At 67.3% G+C, this 17,035-nt stretch carries 14 protein-coding genes; 12 read left to right on the forward strand and 2 right to left on the reverse strand.

What is annotated here, in order from left to right; all coding sequences use genetic code 11:
* The first annotated feature begins 118 nt into the window (after window positions 1-118).
* From ON40_RS10700 to ON40_RS10725, 6 genes are all read left to right on the forward strand, one after another.
* Complete coding sequence (locus tag ON40_RS10700; RefSeq protein WP_040821150.1) at window positions 119-901, forward strand: cell division protein SepF; 783 nt, start codon at window positions 119-121, stop codon at window positions 899-901.
* A 124-nt stretch (window positions 902-1,025) separates the two neighbouring features.
* Window positions 1,026-1,328, forward strand: a complete 303-nt coding sequence (locus ON40_RS10705; protein ID WP_040821152.1) for a YggT family protein — start codon at window positions 1,026-1,028, stop codon at window positions 1,326-1,328.
* A 73-nt stretch (window positions 1,329-1,401) separates the two neighbouring features.
* Window positions 1,402-2,238: a DivIVA-like cell division protein Wag31 gene (wag31, locus tag ON40_RS10710; protein WP_040821154.1), complete on the forward strand. Its 837-nt coding sequence runs from the start codon at window positions 1,402-1,404 to the stop codon at window positions 2,236-2,238.
* A 105-nt stretch (window positions 2,239-2,343) separates the two neighbouring features.
* Window positions 2,344-2,544 (forward strand): hypothetical protein, encoded by a 201-nt coding sequence (locus ON40_RS10715; protein ID WP_040821458.1) that lies wholly within the window; start codon window positions 2,344-2,346, stop codon window positions 2,542-2,544.
* A gap of 325 nt (window positions 2,545-2,869) precedes the next feature.
* Entirely contained in the window at window positions 2,870-6,046 is a 3,177-nt protein-coding gene (ileS, locus tag ON40_RS10720) for an isoleucine--tRNA ligase (RefSeq protein ID WP_040821156.1), read from the forward strand.
* 141 nt (window positions 6,047-6,187) lie between these two features.
* Entirely contained in the window at window positions 6,188-6,751 is a 564-nt protein-coding gene (locus ON40_RS10725) for a 3'-5' exonuclease (RefSeq protein ID WP_040821158.1), read from the forward strand.
* Window positions 6,752-6,770: 19 nt separating this feature from the next.
* Here the strand turns inward: ON40_RS10725 and ON40_RS10730 are convergent, their stop codons facing one another.
* Window positions 6,771-8,447, reverse strand: coding sequence for a PucR family transcriptional regulator (locus ON40_RS10730; protein WP_040821160.1), 1,677 nt, complete (start codon window positions 8,445-8,447; stop codon window positions 6,771-6,773).
* Window positions 8,448-8,526: 79 nt separating this feature from the next.
* Here ON40_RS10730 and pruA point away from each other — a divergent pair, with 79 nt between their 5' ends.
* From pruA to ON40_RS10750, 4 genes are all read left to right on the forward strand, one after another.
* On the forward strand, window positions 8,527-10,182 hold the full coding sequence (pruA, locus tag ON40_RS10735) for an L-glutamate gamma-semialdehyde dehydrogenase (RefSeq protein WP_040821162.1): 1,656 nt from the start codon (window positions 8,527-8,529) through the stop codon (window positions 10,180-10,182).
* The gene (locus tag ON40_RS10740) at window positions 10,179-11,219 is read left to right on the forward strand and encodes a proline dehydrogenase family protein (RefSeq protein ID WP_051192954.1); all 1,041 of its coding nucleotides are present in this window, start codon (window positions 10,179-10,181) and stop codon (window positions 11,217-11,219) included. The genes pruA and ON40_RS10740 overlap by 4 nt, the downstream gene beginning before the upstream one ends.
* Before the next feature lie 271 nt (window positions 11,220-11,490).
* Window positions 11,491-12,852: an MFS transporter gene (locus tag ON40_RS10745; RefSeq protein WP_174435028.1), complete on the forward strand. Its 1,362-nt coding sequence runs from the start codon at window positions 11,491-11,493 to the stop codon at window positions 12,850-12,852.
* A 361-nt stretch (window positions 12,853-13,213) separates the two neighbouring features.
* The gene (locus tag ON40_RS10750; protein WP_245567748.1) at window positions 13,214-13,831 is read left to right on the forward strand and encodes a C40 family peptidase; all 618 of its coding nucleotides are present in this window, start codon (window positions 13,214-13,216) and stop codon (window positions 13,829-13,831) included.
* Between the two features lie 18 nt (window positions 13,832-13,849).
* Here ON40_RS10750 and ON40_RS10755 read toward each other — a convergent pair whose 3' ends face one another.
* Window positions 13,850-14,728 carry a UTP--glucose-1-phosphate uridylyltransferase gene (locus tag ON40_RS10755; protein ID WP_040821164.1) on the reverse strand — a complete coding sequence of 293 codons (879 nt, stop codon included), beginning with the start codon at window positions 14,726-14,728 and terminating at the stop codon, window positions 13,850-13,852.
* Between the two features lie 257 nt (window positions 14,729-14,985).
* Here ON40_RS10755 and ON40_RS10760 point away from each other — a divergent pair, with 257 nt between their 5' ends.
* Both ON40_RS10760 and ON40_RS10765 read left to right on the forward strand, forming a co-directional pair.
* On the forward strand, window positions 14,986-16,341 hold the full coding sequence (locus ON40_RS10760; RefSeq protein ID WP_245567758.1) for a DNA polymerase IV: 1,356 nt from the start codon (window positions 14,986-14,988) through the stop codon (window positions 16,339-16,341).
* A 101-nt stretch (window positions 16,342-16,442) separates the two neighbouring features.
* Complete coding sequence (locus ON40_RS10765) at window positions 16,443-16,952, forward strand: WKL family lipoprotein (protein WP_040821167.1); 510 nt, start codon at window positions 16,443-16,445, stop codon at window positions 16,950-16,952.
* Window positions 16,953-17,035: the final 83 nt, after the last annotated feature.

Consider the following 17,035-nt stretch of genomic DNA (forward strand, 5'->3'; position numbering starts at 1 on the left):
AACACCCCAGGTCAACCGGGGCCGTAGGAAGGTCGACCAGGATGAGCGAGCGCAGCGAGCGAGTCGTCAAGGCAGTCACGAGCGTGCTCGTGCGGGGAGGCGTCAGCGAGGTGGAAGAATGAGCACGCTGCACAGGTTCAAGGCGTACTTCGGCATGGTGCCGCTGGAGGAGTACGAAGACGACTACGTCGATGATCGCGGGCCTCGGGGGATCGAGGATCGGCCCGCGCGTCGGTCGCGGGAGTTCTCGGAGTCTCGCTACGAGGGCGGGGGGCGTTCGCGTTTCGACGACGATCGCTACGAGGCCGAGCAGAGCTATCCCGAGCCCGCCTACAAGGCGCCGTATCAGCCTGGGTACACCGTGTCTCGGCGTAGCGAATTCGCCGACGACGCCTATTCCGACGATCGTTACGAGTCTCGCCGGCCCACCCGAATCGAGTCCGCGCCATCGGGGCGCTCGCGCGGCCTCGGTAGCGGACCGTCGATGATCCGCGGCACCACGCACGGCGCGCTGGCGGTCGACCCGGAGGTCGAGCGCAGGATGGAAGAGCGGCGGCTGGAGGAGCGCGCTCGTTTCGAGCCGGCTCCGCGCCGCTCGCCGGTCTTCGAGGACGGAGGCCCGTTGTCCAAGATCACGACACTGCGGCCGCGCACCTTCACCGAGGCGGCCATCATCGGCGAGCGGTTCCGCGACGGCACTCCGGTGATCATGGATCTGGTGGAGATGAGCAACGCCGATGCCCGGCGCCTGGTCGACTTCGCCGCGGGCCTGGCGTTCGCGCTGCGTGGTTCGTTCGACAAGGTCGCCACGAAGGTGTTCCTGCTCTCACCGGCCGATGTCGACGTATCGGCCGAGGAGCGCCGCCGCATCGCCGAAACCGGTTTCTACAACCAGAAATAACGCTCGAATCGGACGTCGTGCCGTGGCCGTCACCGGCCGGTGCGCGACGCGCGGGGGAAGCCGCGCCGCCTCGAGACGGCGCGGGGAGTTTGCAGGACACCGAATCTGAGGCAGAGTGGGCGGGGTGGCCCTGTTCAGTGTGTTGAACTACCTGCTGTTCGTCTTCTGGTTGCTGCTCATCGGCAGGATCATCGTCGAGTTCATCCGCAGCATCGCCCGGGACTGGCGCCCGCGCGGCGCGGTCGTCATCGGGCTCGAGCTGATCTTCACGATCACCGACCCCCCGGTGAAACTGCTGAGGCGGCTGATACCTCCGGTCAACCTGGGGGGAATTCGGCTGGATCTGTCGATTATGGTGTTGATATTCATCGTGTTCATCTTGATGACGGTCACGGGCGGGCTCGGGCAGGCGCACGCGCCGGTGTGACAGAATGGGTCGTGAAGAATAGCTTGCAAGATCTACCGCTAGACCTCCGTACGAAGCGTGAAGGGATCCTTCCATGCCGCTGACCCCAGCCGATGTGCACAACGTCGCGTTCAGCAAACCGCCGATCGGGAAGCGCGGCTACAACGAGGACGAGGTCGATGCCTTCCTCGATCTGGTCGAGCAGGAGCTCTCACGTCTGATCGAGGAGAACGCGGATCTGCGCCAGCGGGTTGCCGAGCTGGATGCCGAGCTGTCCGATGCCAAGGCGGCCCCCCGCCCGATGCCGCAGGCGGTGAAATCTGCACCGCCGCAACCGGAACCGCCCAAGCCCGCTCCGGTGCCGCCGCCGGCTCCGATGCCGGTCGCCGCGCCCGCGCCGGTCAAGGATCCCGGCGCCGCGGACGCCAACCTGCAGGCCGCCAAGGTGCTGAGCCTGGCCCAGGAGATGGCCGACCGGCTCACGACCGATGCCAAGACCGAGGCCGAGACGCTGCTGTCCAACGCGCGGGCTAACTCCGAGCGACTGGTCACCGAGGCGCGGACCCGCTCCGACGGCATGGTTTCCGAGGCTCGGCAGAAGGCCGAGACCCTGCTGTCCGACGCGCAGAGCCGGTCGGACAACCAGCTGCGCCAGGCCAAGGAGAAGGCCGACGCCCTGCAAGCCGACGCCGAGCGCAAGCACACCGAGATCATGGCCACCATCACCCAGCAGCGCAGCGTGCTCGAGAGCCGCATCGAGCAGCTCAAGACGTTCGAGCGCGAGTACCGGGTGCGGTTGAAGTCCTACCTGGAGTCCCAGCTCGAAGAACTCGAGAACCGCGGTTCGGCGGTACCGGTCGACGGTGGTGAGGCCTTCGATGGCGCCAACAACAGCCATGCCTCTGCGTCATTCGCCAAGGGCGGCAAGTAATTTCGCTTCGGCTGTCCGCCGCTCCCGGCAGCTCGGGTTCGGTACGCGCAGCCGCGGTCGTGGTCGGAAGTTCGTCGAGCCAGTAGGCCCGCCTAGGGGGTGACCATGCTCGTCCTGACACTTGTTCTCGCGGCTATCGGATTCGGCCTCCTGGTCGCCGCACTGACCACCGGTTCGGTGGTGTGGGCCTGGGGATGCATCGTGGTGTGCGTCATCGGCGCGGTTCTGCTGCTGGTGAGTGCCCTGTCGATGCGCGACTCCGACGATGACACCCAGACGCGTCCAGGCCGACACGTCAAACGGTGAGCGATGTAGCCGCTCGATGCGAACCCAACCGCGGTCGGAAATAGTTTTGACCGTAGTGGCTACAATCAAACCTGTAACTACGGCACTGATCCGGCAATCACCGGGGAGCCTTCGGAAGAACGGCTACGCGGCCTCGTGAGCTGCGACGCTCAGTAGAACCGAACGGGTGAGCCCGTCACAGCTCACAACGAGAGGTCCGGTGCTATCACCATTGCGCCGGGCAAGCGGGGTGGTACCGCGGTCTCGGCGCACCGGCGCCGATATTCGTCCCCGTGCCCATGGATTGCGCCGACGGCGCATACGGCACGAGGAGAGACGTCCCGACATGGCGGACGAGACAACCCCCCGCAAGGCAGAGCCCAGCGATGTCCGGGACACCTATCCGCGCGTCGATCTGGGCGCCGGGGGACAGGTTTCCTTCCCGGAGCTGGAGCGGCGCGTCCTGGACTACTGGGCCGCCGACGACACCTTCCGCGCCAGCATCGACAACCGTTCGGACCGTGCGGAGTTCATCTTCTACGACGGTCCGCCGTTCGCCAACGGTTTGCCACACTACGGTCATCTGCTGACCGGGTACGTCAAGGATTTGGTCCCGCGTTTTCAGACGATGCGCGGCAAGAAGGTCGATCGGCGATTCGGTTGGGACTGTCACGGGCTGCCCGCGGAACTCGAGGCGGAGAAGCAGCTCGGTATCACGGACAAATCACAGATCGAACAGATGGGCCTTGCGGAATTCAATGCCGCTGTCAAATCCTCTGTGCTGCGCTACACCGGTGAGTGGCGCGATTATGTGACCCGTCAGGCACGGTGGGTCGATTTCGACAACGACTACAAGACCCTCGATATCGACTTCATGGAGTCGGTGATGTGGGCATTCAAAACCTTGTACGACAAGGGGTTGGTGTACCAGGGATTCCGGGTGCTGCCGTACAGCTGGTACGAGCAGACGCCGCTGTCGAATCAGGAGACCCGGCTCGACGACGCCTACAAGATGCGGCAGGACCCGGCCGTCACCGTGGACATGCTGCTGCGGGTGCCCGAGGAACATCCGCTGCACGATCTGGACGGCGCCAACGCGCTGATCTGGACCACCACTCCGTGGACGCTGCCGTCCAACCTCGCGATCGCGGTGCATCCGGACGTGACCTACGTCCAGGTGCGCGGGCAGGGCGACAAGCGCTATCTGCTCGCAGCCGAGCGGGTTTCGCAGTACGCCCGCGAACTCGGCGCGGAACCCGAGGTGCTCGGCGAGTACGCCGGTGCGGCCCTGGCCGATCTGCGGTACGAGCCGCCGTTCGAATTCTTCGTGGGCCACCCGAACGCGCATCGCGTGCTGACCGCGGACTACGTCACCACCGAATCCGGTACCGGGATCGTGCATCTCGCGCCCGCGTTCGGTGAGGAGGATATGGATGTGGCCTCCGCCCACGGGATCGAGCTGGTGCAGCCGCTGGATCCGGGCGGGCGGTTCACCTCGATGGTGCCGCCGTACGAGGGCATGATGGTGTTCGACGCCAATCCGGTGATCATCAAGGATCTCAAGGCGTCCGGAAAGCTGTTGCGGCACGAGACGATCGAGCACTCCTATCCGCACAGCTGGCGCTCCGGGCAACCGCTGATCTACATGGCGGTGCCGTCCTGGTTCGTGGCGGTGACCGAATTCCGGGACCGGATGGTGGAGCTGAATCGGCAGATCACCTGGGTGCCCGAGCACATCCGCGACGGTCAGTTCGGCAAGTGGCTCGAGGGCGCGCGGGATTGGAACATCAGCCGCAACCGTTACTGGGGCAGCCCGATCCCGGTGTGGCTGTCGGACGATCCGGCCTATCCGCGCATCGACGTCTACGGTTCGCTGGACGAACTCGAGCGGGACTTCGGGGTGCGTCCGGACGATCTGCATCGGCCCGGCATCGATGAGCTGACCCGGCCCAATCCGGACGATCCGACCGGCAAGTCCACCATGCGCCGGGTGCCGGAGGTGCTGGACTGCTGGTTCGACTCCGGATCCATGCCGTTCGCACAGGTGCACTACCCGTTCGAGAACAAGGAATGGTTCGACGGCACCGCGCAGGCGCCGGGCCACAATCCGGCCGACTTCATCGTCGAGTACATCGGCCAGACCCGCGGCTGGTTCTACCAGATGCACGTGCTCGCGACCGCGCTGTTCGACCGACCGGCGTTCAAGACCGTTGCCGCACACGGCATCGTGCTCGGCGACGACGGCCTGAAGATGTCCAAGTCCAAGGGCAACTATCCGAACGTCAACGAGGTGTTCGACCGCGACGGCTCCGATGCCATGCGCTGGTTCCTGATGAGTTCGCCGATCCTGCGCGGCGGCAACCTCATCGTCACCGAGCGCGGTATCCGCGAGGGCGTGAGCCATGCGCTGCGGCCGCTGTGGAACGCCTGGACCTTCCTGCAGCTGTACGCCTCCAAGCCGGGGACCTGGCGCACCGATTCGTCGCATGTGCTGGATCGGTACATCCTGGCCAAGCTGGCGCGCACTCGCGACGTCATCACCGAGGCGCTGGACGTCTACGACATCGCCGGGGCTTGCGACGAACTGCGCGGTTTCGCCGACGCGCTCACCAACTGGTATGTGCGTCGGTCGCGTTCGCGGTTCTGGGAGGAGGACAACGACGCGATCGACACCCTGCACACGGTGCTCGAGGTGACCACCCGGCTGGCCGCGCCGCTGCTGCCGCTGGTGTCGGAGGTGATCTGGCGCGGCCTGACCGGTGGTCGCTCGGTGCATCTGACGGACTGGCCCGAGGCGGGAGATCTGCCCGCGGACACCGAACTGGTCTCGGCCATGGACGAGGTGCGGTCGGTGTGCTCGACGGTGCTGAGCCTGCGTAAGGCACAGAACCTGCGCGTGCGGTTGCCGCTGTCGGAGCTGACCATCGCGGCGGCGGACGCGGAGCGGTTGCGACCGTTCACCGATATCGTCGCCGACGAGGTGAACGTCAAGCGGGTCGACCTGACCGCCGACGTCGCCGCGCACGGCCGTTTCGAACTCGTCGTGAACGCCCGCGCCGCCGGTCCGCGCCTGGGCAAGCAGGTGCAGACGGTGATCAAGGCGGTCAAGGCCGGGGAGTGGTCCGAGAGCCCCGAAGGGGTGGTCACCGCGGCCGGGGTGGAGCTGCTGCCCGAGGAGTACACCCAGCGCCTGGTCGCCGCGGAACCCGAATCCACCGCCGCCCTGCCCGGCAATGCCGGTCTGGTGGTGCTGAATTCGGAGGTCACCGAGGAACTCGAGGCCGAGGGCTGGGCCCGCGACCTCATCCGCGACCTGCAGGAGACGCGCAAATCGCTGGGGCTGGACGTCTCGGACCGGATCACCGTCGTGCTGGACGTGCCGGCCGACCGCGCCGAGTGGGCCCACACCCACCGCGACCTGATCGCCGGTGAAATCCTCGCCACCACACTCACATTCGGTGATGCGGGCCAGGATGCGGCCGAGATCGTCGGCGGGGTGCGGGTGTCGATCACCAAGGCGTGAGCGTCGGGCTCGTGAACCGATCGGTCGATGCGTCCGTGTGGATCGTGGGATCTGCGCGGACGCATCTCCGGATCACGGGGAGCACTCGGGTTGTCGGAAAACCGCTGGTCGGTGGGGATGAGGGCTGGGTAGCCTGCTGGTATGGACGATCGGTTGCTCAATGTCGTGGATGTGGAGGCCACGTGCTGGGAGGGCGCGAGTCCCGATGGACAGCCCAGCGAGATCATCGAGGTCGGGGTCTGCGTGCTGGATATGCGGACGCTCGAGCGGGTGGGCCGGGACAGTATTCTGGTGCGGCCCGAGCGGTCCTCGGTGAGTGAATTCTGTACGCGGCTAACCACTCTCACGCCCGAGCAGGTTGCGGCGGGGGTGGATTTCGCGAGTGCGTGTGCGCTGTTGGGACAGCGGTATCGGGCGAGCGAGCGGGCGTGGGCCAGTTGGGGGGACTACGACCGGCGGCAGTTCGAGAGACAGTGTGCCGCAACCGGTGTGACGTATCCATTCGGTGATCGGCATACCAATGCCAAGCGGGTGTTCTCCGAATCGCGTGACACCTCGAAGCGTTTCGGGATGGATGCGGCGTTGCAGGTCGCGGGGCTGCCCTTGGAGGGGACGCATCATCGCGGCGGTGACGACGCGTGGAATATCGCCGCGCTGATCGTCGATATGTCCCGGCGCGGGCAGTGGCCCGCGAGCAGTGGGTAGTGGCGCTTTCCGGTACGGCTCAGTTCCGGGTCTCGGCCGGAGGCGGCACGGACAGGCGATGCACCGCGAGCTGGATTTCCAGCAGGAGGCGGTCGGGGGCGCAGTCCAGGTCCAGGCCCATCAGCTGGGTGGCGCGGCGGACGCGGTAACGCAGGGTGTTCGGGTGGATGCTGAGATCCGTTGCGGCCGTGCGGACGTCGCCGTGACGGGTCAGGTAGGCATCCAGGCTGGCGAGCAGATCGGCGGAGTACTTCGCGTCGTAGTCCACCAGGGTGTCCAGGCGAGGGTCGCGTAGCTGGGGCTGATCGCCGATCAGGGTGAGGATCTCGGCGAGCAGGACCGTGGTGCGCGAGCGGGCCAGGGTGGTGACGGTATCCGCGTCGGGCAGATCGGCGGTGCGGTCCAGGACGCGGTCGACCTCGGCGCGGGCGCGCGCGGCATCGGCCAGTCCGTCCACGGGCGAGGCGATGGCCGCGCGCAGCCGCAATCCGGATCGTTCGGCGAGCTGCTCGATCACCTGCCTGGTCCACGAGGTCACCCGATCGGCCGAATGATGTTCGGGGAAAAGTACATACAGCCGATCGCCGATCAGCGCGGTGACGCAGTCCTGACGAAAGGCGCTGGCGTGCAGGCGAAGTGTCACCGCGCCGCGGTGGACGGCCTCCTGCGCGCGCTGGGCCGGTTCCTGCTCGTCGGTATGCCGGGCGAAGCCGACCACCGCGGCGCGCCCGTCCACCGCGACACCGAAGGTCTCGGCGAAGGCGGCCACGTCCACGTCGCCGCCGTGCGCGCCGAACAGGCGCTGGACCAGCAGCGCATCGGTGGTCGGCGCGTGCCGGGTGCGCCAGATGACCCGTGCGGCGATCGAAGCCGCACCGCGCAGCACCCGCGGACTGTCCGAACGCAGCGGTTCGGCGCCCTCCTGCACCCAGATCGTGCCCAGTACCGTGCGCGGGCGGATACCCGGTGCACCCGGCTCGCGGATGCCGATGGCGATGCGGCGCTTGGTCTCCCACTCCTGCTGCGCCGGAACCTCCACGGCGTCACCGGTATTGCGCAACCGATCGAAGATGCCCTCGCGCTGCAGCCAGTGCAGATATCCCGGCGGTCCCTGGCGGCCCAGTACCGACAGCCGCCGCACCGCATCGGCGCAGGCGCTGCTGTCCGCCGAATAGGCCAGCACCCGGGACTGGTCGTCCTCGATGGTGACCAGCCCGTGCGTGGATTCGGCCACCGACGCCGCGAGCCCGAACAGATCGGTGTCCAGCACGGGCGCGGAGGCCACGGTCAGCGGCCCGCCGCCCTGTCCGATGATCCGCCCGACGAGCGCGTGCACCATCTCCCAGCGGGCCTGCGGATGCACCGCCACCAGCGCCAGCCCGGCGTCGCGGGCGGCCTCGCGCAGTTCCTCGGCCCCCTTGGAGAACACCGCGCGCGGGCGATACTGCGCCGGACAGTGCCGGACGAGTTCACGCAGCCAGTGCACCGCATCGGCGTTCGACACCCCGACCTGCAGATACAGCTCCGGCAGGGGCTGGGCGGGCGCCGTTTCGGGGTTCGGATCGTCCAGATCCAGGAAGGCCACCGATCCGACGACCACGTCCTCGCCCTCGGGCGCGTCCACCAGCGTGACAACCGAGCTGGTCAGCGCGGACAGCAGTTCCGAGAGTGGTATGAACTGGTTCACACTCTTCATTCAATCCGACTAAAACAAGTCCCGCAATTCGTCCGTGCGGACAAGGGGGAGGCGGTCGGTTCGGTGTTTATTTCCTGCTATGGATGCGATCACCACGGTCCCCGCACCGACCAACGAACCCGTGCACTCCTATGCGCCCGGCACCCCCGAACGCGCACGTCTGCGCGCCGCTCTACACGAGCTGGCCGCTGATCCCACCGAGATCTGCCACGTGATCGACGGCAGGCACCGCCCCGGCACCGGAGCCGCGGTGAATGTGGTGCAGCCGCACCGGCACGAGGCGGTGCTGGGCACCCTGCACCTGGCCGAGGCGGACGAGGCCCGCGAGGCCGTGGCCGCCGCGACTGCCGCCGCATCCGCCTGGCGCGCACTACCTTTCGACGAGCGCGCCGCGGTCTTCCTGCGCGCGGCCGACCTGCTCGCCGGACCCTGGCGTGAGCAGATCGCCGCCGCGACGATGCTCGGCCAATCCAAGACCTGCTACCAGGCCGAGATCGATGCGCCCTGCGAACTGGTCGACTTCTGGCGCTTCAATGTGCATTTCGCCCGGGAGATCCTGGCCGGTCAGCCGATCTCCTCGCCGGGGGTGTGGAACCGCACCGACTACCGCCCGCTGGAGGGGTTCGTCTACGCGATCACCCCGTTCAACTTCAGTGCGATCGCGGGCAATCTGCCCACCGCACCCGCCCTGATGGGCAATACCGTGATCTGGAAGCCCTCGCCGACCCAGGCGGTGGCGGCCTATCACACGATGCGGCTGCTCGAGGCGGCCGGGCTGCCGCCCGGTGTGATCAATCTGGTGCACGGCAACGGGCCCGAGGTGTCCGATGTGCTGCTGGCCGATCCGGGGCTGGCGGGCATTCATTTCACCGGCTCCACGCGCACCTTCCAGCACCTGTGGCAGGAGGTGGGCAAGCGGATCGACCGGTATCGCGGCTATCCGCGGCTGGTCGGGGAGACCGGCGGCAAGGATTTCGTGCTCGCGCACTCCTCGGCCGATCCGGATGTGCTGACCACCGCGCTGATTCGCGGCTCGTTCGAGTACCAGGGACAGAAGTGCTCGGCGGCCTCGCGGGCGTTCGTGCCGCGCTCGGTGTGGGCGCGCATGGGCGCGGAGCTGATCGACAAGGTGAGCGCGCTGCGGTACGGCGACGTCACCGATTTCACGAATTTCGGTGGCGCGGTGATCGATCGGCGGGCCTTCGACCGGCTCGCGGGTGTGCTCGAGCGCGCGAAGTCGACCGCGAGCCTGACCGTCGCGGCGGGCGGCACCTGTGACGACAGCGTCGGTTATTTCGTCGCCCCGACCCTGCTGCTCGGCGACGATCCGGGTGACGAGGCGTTCCGCACCGAGTATTTCGGCCCGATCCTGGCGGTGCACGTCTACGACGACGCACGACCCGGTGCGTTCGAGGACGTGCTGGACGTGGTCGATTCGGGTTCGCCCTACGCGCTGACCGGCGCGGTCATCGCCCAGGATCGCCACGCGATCGAGAAGGCCGGCGCCGCACTGCGTTTCGCGGCGGGGAACTTCTACGTCAACGACAAGCCGACCGGTGCGGTGGTCGGTCAGCAGCCCTTCGGCGGCGCCCGCGCCTCGGGTACGGACGACAAGGCCGGATCTTCGCTCAACCTGCTGCGGTGGGCCTCCCCGCGTTCGCTCAAGGAGACCTTCGTCGCGGCGACCTCGCACGAATATCCGCATCAGGCGAGCGAATCCGGGGAAGTGAAATGAGCGCCGAATTCACCCGTCCGGCCGACTCCGCGGCACACCGTCCCGCACTCGTGCTCGCCAACCCCCTGCGGCCGGCGCTGCTGGCCGCGGCGCGGTCGGCCCGCGCCGAACGCGGCCTCACCCGGATACCGGTGACCAGGCGGATCGTCGACCGGTTCGTCGCGGGCGACTCTCGGGATATAGCGATGGAGACGGTGCGAGAGCTGGTGCGGCAGGACCGCTTCGTCACGATCGATTATCTCGGCGAGGACACCGTCGATCCCGAACGGGCAGAACAGGTGGTGCAGGAGTACCTGCGCCTGCTCGAGGCCCTGGCGCAGCTTCCGCAGGGCAGCGCGGATGCGCCACGGCCGCTGGAGATCTCGGTGAAACTTTCCGCGCTCGGACTGGCCCTCGGCGAGGACGGTCACGCCGTGGCGCTGCGCAACGCGCGGGTGATCGCCGAAGCCGCTGCGGCCGCGGGGATCTGGATGACGGTGGATGCCGAGGATCATGCCACCACCGATTCGAGGCTGGCGATCGTGCGCGGGCTGCGGCACGAGCATCCCGAGACGGTGGGCACCGTGCTGCAGGCGTATCTGCGGCGGACCGAGGCGGATTGCGAGGCGTTCGCGCAGGAGGGCGCCCGGATCAGGCTGTGCAAAGGGGCTTACGACGAGCCGGAATCGGTGGCCTTCCGGCGCAAGCGCGAGGTCGACGCGTCGTATCTGCGCTGTCTTCGTATTCTCATGCGGGGCAAGGGATATCCGATGGTGGCCACGCACGATCCGGCCATGATCGAAGCCGCCGCACTGCTGGCGACGGCCGCCTCGCGCGGGTGCGCGGACTTCGAGTTCCAGATGCTGTACGGGATCCGCCCCGCCGAGCAGGAGCGGCTGACCGGCCTGGGGCAGCATCTGCGGGTGTACGTCCCGTTCGGTGAACAGTGGTACGGCTACTTCGTGCGCAGGCTCGCCGAGCGACCGGCGAATCTGCTGTTCTTCCTGCGTTCCGCGATGCCCGAAGCCCGTGGCCAATATTACTGGACCGTTAAATAGTGGTATGTACCACTGAAAGATGGCATATGGTGATACAGTTCGTGACGAGGTAAGGAACACTGGGTCGGCTCCCATGAGGGGGGAGCTGAACCGGCGACCTCGAAGGTCTTCCCCAGCCCGATCGGCGGGGAAGTGCAGTGCTGCTCGGCGGATGTTTCCCCTAGTGACGCCAACTGGTGCATCCGCCGAGCGGCTCACGTAACCGCACCCCGGCTGTTCGGTGACTCTCGCGTACCATGACGCGGTTCGACCGATGTGATGAGGGAAGACCGTGAACGATTCAGCGCCCGCCGCTCCGCGGCCTTCCGGCGAGAGCCCTGCTCCCGCCACGCCATCCGTCGCACCGGAGGTCGGCACTCCGGGCAAGGGGTCGGGCCGGACCATCGCGATCGCCAGCTTCATCGGCACCGCGATCGAGTTCTACGACTACTACATCTACGGCACCGCCGCGGCGCTGGTGCTGAACAAGCTGTTCTTCCCCGCGCTGTCGCCGGTCGCGGGCACGCTGGCCTCGCTGGCCACCTTCGCCATCGGATTCATCGCCCGGCCGGTGGGTGCGATCGTCTTCGGGCACTTCGGTGATCGCATCGGCCGCAAGGCCACACTGGTGGTCTCGCTACTGCTGATGGGGCTGTCCACGGCCTTCGTCGGACTGCTGCCCGGATATTCGAGTATCGGCGTGGCGGCGCCGATCCTGCTGGTCGTGCTGCGAGTGCTGCAGGGAATCGGCCTGGGCGGCGAATGGGGCGGCGCGGCACTGCTTTCCACCGAGTACGCGCCGAAGGGCAAGCGCGGGCTGTATGCGGCCGCGCCCCAGATGGGTTCGCCCATCGGCTTCTTCGCCGCGACCGCGGTGTATTGGGCGCTGTCGGAATGGCTTCCGAAGGGCGCGTTCGAATCCTGGGGCTGGCGCGTGCCGTTCCTGCTGTCCTTCCTCCTGGTGGCGGTCGGGCTGCGAATTCGGTTGCGGGTGGCCGAAACTCCGGCGTTCGCGAAATTCCTGGCGACCGAACATGCGGTGCGGGTGCCGACGCTCGAGGTGATCCGGCGTTATCCCAAACAATTGCTGCTGGGTGCGGGCGCCATCGTGGTGGTGTACGTGATGTTCTACACGGCCTCCACCTACTGCCTCGCCTACACCACGAAAACCCTTGGTGTGCCGCGCAATACGATGCTCGGCCTGACGTTGATCGCGGTCACGGTGCTCGGCGTGGCCACCTTCGTGGTTGCGCAGCAGTCCGATCTGCTCGGCCGGCGCAGGCTGCTGCTGGGTGGTGCGGCCTTCAGCCTGGTGTGGTCCCTGGTGATGTTCCCGCTGCTGAACACCCGCAACCCGATCCTCATCGCGGTCGCCCTGTCCGGCGCGCTGCTGTGCATGGGCATCGGCTGGGGACCGCTGGGCGCCTATCTGCCCGAACTCTTCGGCACCGATGTGCGGTATTCGGGGGCAGGAATCGCCTACAACCTCGGCGGCGTCCTGGGCGGAGGGGCGGCTCCGCTCATCGTCGCGCAACTCGGCCAGACCCGCGGTACGGGCGCGGTGGGGTTCTTCATGGCCGCCATGGCGGTGATCTCGCTGCTGTCGTTGCTGGCGCTACCCGAGACGCGACATCGGGAACTGAGCGAAGTGTAGTTCCAGCGAACTACTCTCCCGGTCTTCGCGACACGCGCATCTGACGACGAGTACCCGCATTGCCGCAGATAAATCCGTTTCAGGACGGAATCCCCGAAGGTCGTTACAGGGGAGGTCTTGTGTGATGGATGGGACATACGGTACAACAGCTATGTCAGGGCAACTCTGATGCTCTAGTTGAGCTTCGCGCTCCAACCGATATCTCTCCAGTTAGACCTCCAGCTGAGAACATTGCACTGCCAGGCATGTGGTCCCGGCCGAGATGCCCGTGGGGAAGCGGTCATCCGAGAGTTCTTCGTCTGTGCCGATCGGTCGCCGGGGCACTGACCTCGGTGGTGTCTGCACACCGAAGGGCGAGACCATGTCAAGTACGGCATCGTGTGGCAGATTCACCCGCCTGCTGACCGGGGCACTGATGGGGTTCCTGGTCGCGGGCGCAGTAACCGAGACCGTTCCGGCGGGAATCGCCGGCGCGGATCCGGGCATACCGGTTGTCGCGAACAGCGGCAGCGCCGAAACCGGCAGCGCCTCGGACCCCGTTGCGGGAGGTACGGGCAGCGCATCGTCCGGTTCCGGGACGGGTTCGGGCTCCGGCAGCGCCAGCGGTTCGGCGAACCTGCCGCTGGCCAGTCCGCGAGCGATGGTGGCGCTGGCCATCGCGAAGTCCCAGACCGGCAAGCCCTACCAGTGGGGCGCGACCGGGCCGAACGCCTACGACTGCTCCGGCCTGGTGCAGTGGGCGTACCGCTGGGTCGGCATCTTCCTGCCGCGCACCACCTGGCAGCAGGCGCGCGCGGGCAGCCCCGTGCCGCTGAGCGCGATTCAGCCGGGCGATGTCGTGGTGCTCAACGCCGACGGCTCGCACGAGGGCCTGTACGTCGGCAACGGCGCCGTGCTCAACGCCTACGACTACGGCGTAGGCGTGGTGTATTCGCCGTTGAGCCAGTTCAAGATCTACGCGATCCGCCGCTTCTTCTGAGCCGGCGGATCGCGCGGATCATTCGGTGACGAGCTGGCGCAGCAGCGGACCGTACTGCGGGTGGTTCAGGGCCGTGGCGAACTGCGCGGTCAGGTAGTCCGCGGGATTGCCGGTGTCGTACCAGCGACCGCGGATCACCTGGCCGTAGGCGGCATTCGCACCGGCGAACGCGTTGATCGCATCGGTGAGGTACACCTCGCCGGTGCGATGCGAATACCACTGGGCCACCTGCTTGTCGAGCTCCTCGATGATGCCCGGGGTGACCACGTAACCGCCGACCGCGGCGAATGCCGACGGCGCGTCCTCGGGCTTGGGCTTCTCGACCAGACCGGTGATCCGCATCAGCCCGTTGTCGAAGGTCTCCTCGACGACCGGGACGCCGTAGCGCACCGAATCGCCGGGTTCCATCGGCATCAGCGCCAGGACCGGCGATCTGGTCTTGTTGTAGGCGTCGATCAGCTGCTGAGCGCGCGGCACCTCGGCGACGAACACATCGTCCGGCCACAGCACCAGCATGGGTTCCTCGCCCAGATTGCGCGCTGCGTTCAGGACCGGGGTGCCGTTGCCGTAGGGGCCGTGCTGGTCGAGGTAGGTGATGTGGCCGAGGCGGCCGAGTTCGCCGACCTCCTCCACGGCGTCGGCGTAGGCGGACTTGCCGTCGGCACGAAGCTGGGCCACCAATGCCGGATTGGGGCGGAAGTGGTCCTGTATCAACGACTTTCCGGCGCTCACCACGATAGTGATGTCGGTGATACCGGAGGCCACCAGCTCACGCACAGTGTGCTCGATGACCGGCTTGTCACCGACCGGAAGCATCTCCTTCGGGATCGCCTTCGTCAGCGGCAGCAGGCGCGAGCCGATGCCGGCGGCGGGGATCACGGCCTTGCGGATAGTCATGATCCGATCATCACATACGGGCACGCCCGAACATGTCGGTAGCCGAGCGTAGATTTCCGGGTATGACCACCGACTCCGACCCGGCTACGACACGGCTTTGGCCAGGTCAACCGGTATCTTCCGGGGTCGCCGGAGTGGCCGGTGGGCAGCGTGGGCCCCGGACATCGACGCAGGAATCGGGCAGCAATCTCGCGGGCGCGCCGGATATTCGGGCCGATTCCGGGCCGGTGGCGCGGCGCTGGGTGCTGCACATCGATATGGACGCCTTCTTCGCCTCGGTCGAGCAGCTCACCCGGCCCACGCTGCGGGGCCGTCCGGTCCTGGTCGGGGGGACCGGCGCGCGCGGCGTGGTGGCCGGAGCCAGTTACGAGGCACGGGTTTTCGGGGCGCGCTCGGCGATGCCGATGCATCAGGCGCGGCGGCTGGTCGGCGTGACCGCGGTGGTGGTGCCGCCGCGCGGGGTGGTGTACGGCGAGGTGAGCGGTCAGGTCTTCGAGACGTTGCGTTCGCGCATTCCGGTACTCGAGACGTTGTCCTTCGACGAGGCGTTCGGCGAGCCCGTCGAACTGGTCGGTACCACCGCGGGGGAGGTGCTGGAGTTCTGTGAGTCGTTGCGGGCGTTGGTGCGTGAGCGCACCGGGCTGGTCGCCTCGGTCGGCGCGGGCACCGGCAAACAGCTCGCCAAGATCGCTTCGGGGTTGGCCAAACCCGATGGGGTGCGGGTGATTTCGCCACGCGAACAGCAGGAGCTGCTGGCCGCGCTGCCGGTGCGCAAGTTGTGGGGAGTGGGGCCGGTGGCGCAGAGCCGGTTGCGGTCGGTCGGCATCGAGACCGTCGGCGCGTTCGCGGCACTGCCGGAATCGGAGGCGGCCTCGCTGCTGGGTGGCAGCGTGGGCGCGGCGCTGCACCGGCTCGCCCGCGGACTGGACGATCGTCCGGTCGCCGAGCGGGCCGAGGCCAAACAGATCAGCGCCGAGACCACCTACGAGAGTGATATCGCCACCCTCGGCCAGTTGCGTCCGGCGATCGAGGAGATGGCCGCCGCCGCGCACCGCCGGCTGATCCGCGACGGCCGGGCCGCGCGCACCGTCGTGCTCAAACTCAAGAAGGCCGATATGAGCATCGTGACGCGCTCGTTCACCCTGCCGTACGCGACCGAGGATCCGGCCACGCTCACCGCCGCCGCTCTGCGCTCGGCGCTCGATCCGGCCCGGATCGGGCCGATTCGCCTGGTCGGCGTCGGCTTCGGCGGTCTGTCGGCGGTGCGGCAGGAGTCGCTGTTCCCAGAATTGGATCAGGCGACCGAGCCGCGCGAGACCGCCGAACTGGACGAATTCGTCGCACCGGAGCCGACGGTCACGCTGGCCACCGATATCTCGGGCACGTCCGACGCGCCGGTGCCGCCCGCGACGCGCTCGTACACCACCGAATATTTCTATCCCGGACGGGATGTGACCCATCGCGAACACGGCCACGGCTGGGTGCAGGGCAGCGGGCACGGCCGTGTCACAGTGCGTTTCGAGACTCGCTCGACCGGTGCGGGTCCGGCGCACACCTTCGCCGCCGACGATCCGGATCTGGGTCCGGCCGATCCACTCCTTAGTCTTCTTTGAAAGTCTGCGGGTAGCGTGAGGCCACTCGTGCAACCTCACCGGTCGGGTGGTAGTTGTCACAGAGCACGCAAGAGACCCAACTCGAAGGTAAAGGACAAGCATTGAAGCTTCAGAGGACTGGACGCGTCGCGGTTGCCGCATTGGCCGTGGTGGCCGCGCTCGGCATGTCGGCCTGCGGTAGCGGTGACAAGCACTCGAGCTCCAAGGCCAAGACGACGACGGCTGCGGCCGCGACCAGCAGCAGCTATCCGGCGGTTCCGACGGTGGCCCAGCTGAACCAGGAACTGTCCCAGACACTCGACCCGAGCGTGCCCTCCTCGCAGAAGGTGCAGTATCTGGAGGACGGCGCGACGGCTCTGCAGAAGGATCCGGAGATGATCAACAAGCTCATCACGGCCTACAAGCAGAACAACGCCAAGATCTCGGTGACCTCCGTCAGCTACCTGGGCGGACCGACCCTGACCGCGAACGCGAACTTCTCGGTCAACGGCGGCCAGAACAACGTGGCGACCGTGCCGTTCGTCGCGCAGGACGGCAAGTGGAAGCTGCAGAAGCAGTGGGCGTGCAGTGGTTTGCAGAACCTGAACCAGACCTCGCCCGCCTGCAGCTGAGCGAAGGCGTCGGCCGCGGGGCCGGTATCCGTGCGGATACCGGCCCTCGGTCATTTCGCGGCCGCGGATTCTAAGCGCAGACT

It is taken from the genome of Nocardia jiangxiensis NBRC 101359 (assembly GCF_000308615.1).
GTDB classification, from domain to species: domain Bacteria; phylum Actinomycetota; class Actinomycetes; order Mycobacteriales; family Mycobacteriaceae; genus Nocardia; species Nocardia jiangxiensis.

What these genes read in the sequence shown, in the direction of transcription:
- ON40_RS10700 (WP_040821150.1), top strand. Translation starts at nt 119, where the DNA reads ATGAGCACGCTGCACAGGTTCAAGGCGTACTTCGGCATGGTGCCGCTG.
- wag31 (WP_040821154.1), top strand. Translation starts at nt 1,402, where the DNA reads ATGCCGCTGACCCCAGCCGATGTGCACAACGTCGCGTTCAGCAAACCG.
- ON40_RS10715 (WP_040821458.1), top strand. Translation starts at nt 2,344, where the DNA reads ATGCTCGTCCTGACACTTGTTCTCGCGGCTATCGGATTCGGCCTCCTG.
- ileS (WP_040821156.1), top strand. Translation starts at nt 2,870, where the DNA reads ATGGCGGACGAGACAACCCCCCGCAAGGCAGAGCCCAGCGATGTCCGG.
- ON40_RS10725 (WP_040821158.1), top strand. Translation starts at nt 6,188, where the DNA reads ATGGACGATCGGTTGCTCAATGTCGTGGATGTGGAGGCCACGTGCTGG.
- ON40_RS10730 (WP_040821160.1), bottom strand. Translation starts at nt 8,447, where the DNA reads ATGAAGAGTGTGAACCAGTTCATACCACTCTCGGAACTGCTGTCCGCG.
- pruA (WP_040821162.1), top strand. Translation starts at nt 8,527, where the DNA reads ATGGATGCGATCACCACGGTCCCCGCACCGACCAACGAACCCGTGCAC.
- ON40_RS10740 (WP_051192954.1), top strand. Translation starts at nt 10,179, where the DNA reads ATGAGCGCCGAATTCACCCGTCCGGCCGACTCCGCGGCACACCGTCCC.
- ON40_RS10750 (WP_245567748.1), top strand. Translation starts at nt 13,214, where the DNA reads ATGTCAAGTACGGCATCGTGTGGCAGATTCACCCGCCTGCTGACCGGG.
- ON40_RS10755 (WP_040821164.1), bottom strand. Translation starts at nt 14,728, where the DNA reads ATGACTATCCGCAAGGCCGTGATCCCCGCCGCCGGCATCGGCTCGCGC.
- ON40_RS10760 (WP_245567758.1), top strand. Translation starts at nt 14,986, where the DNA reads ATGGACGCCTTCTTCGCCTCGGTCGAGCAGCTCACCCGGCCCACGCTG.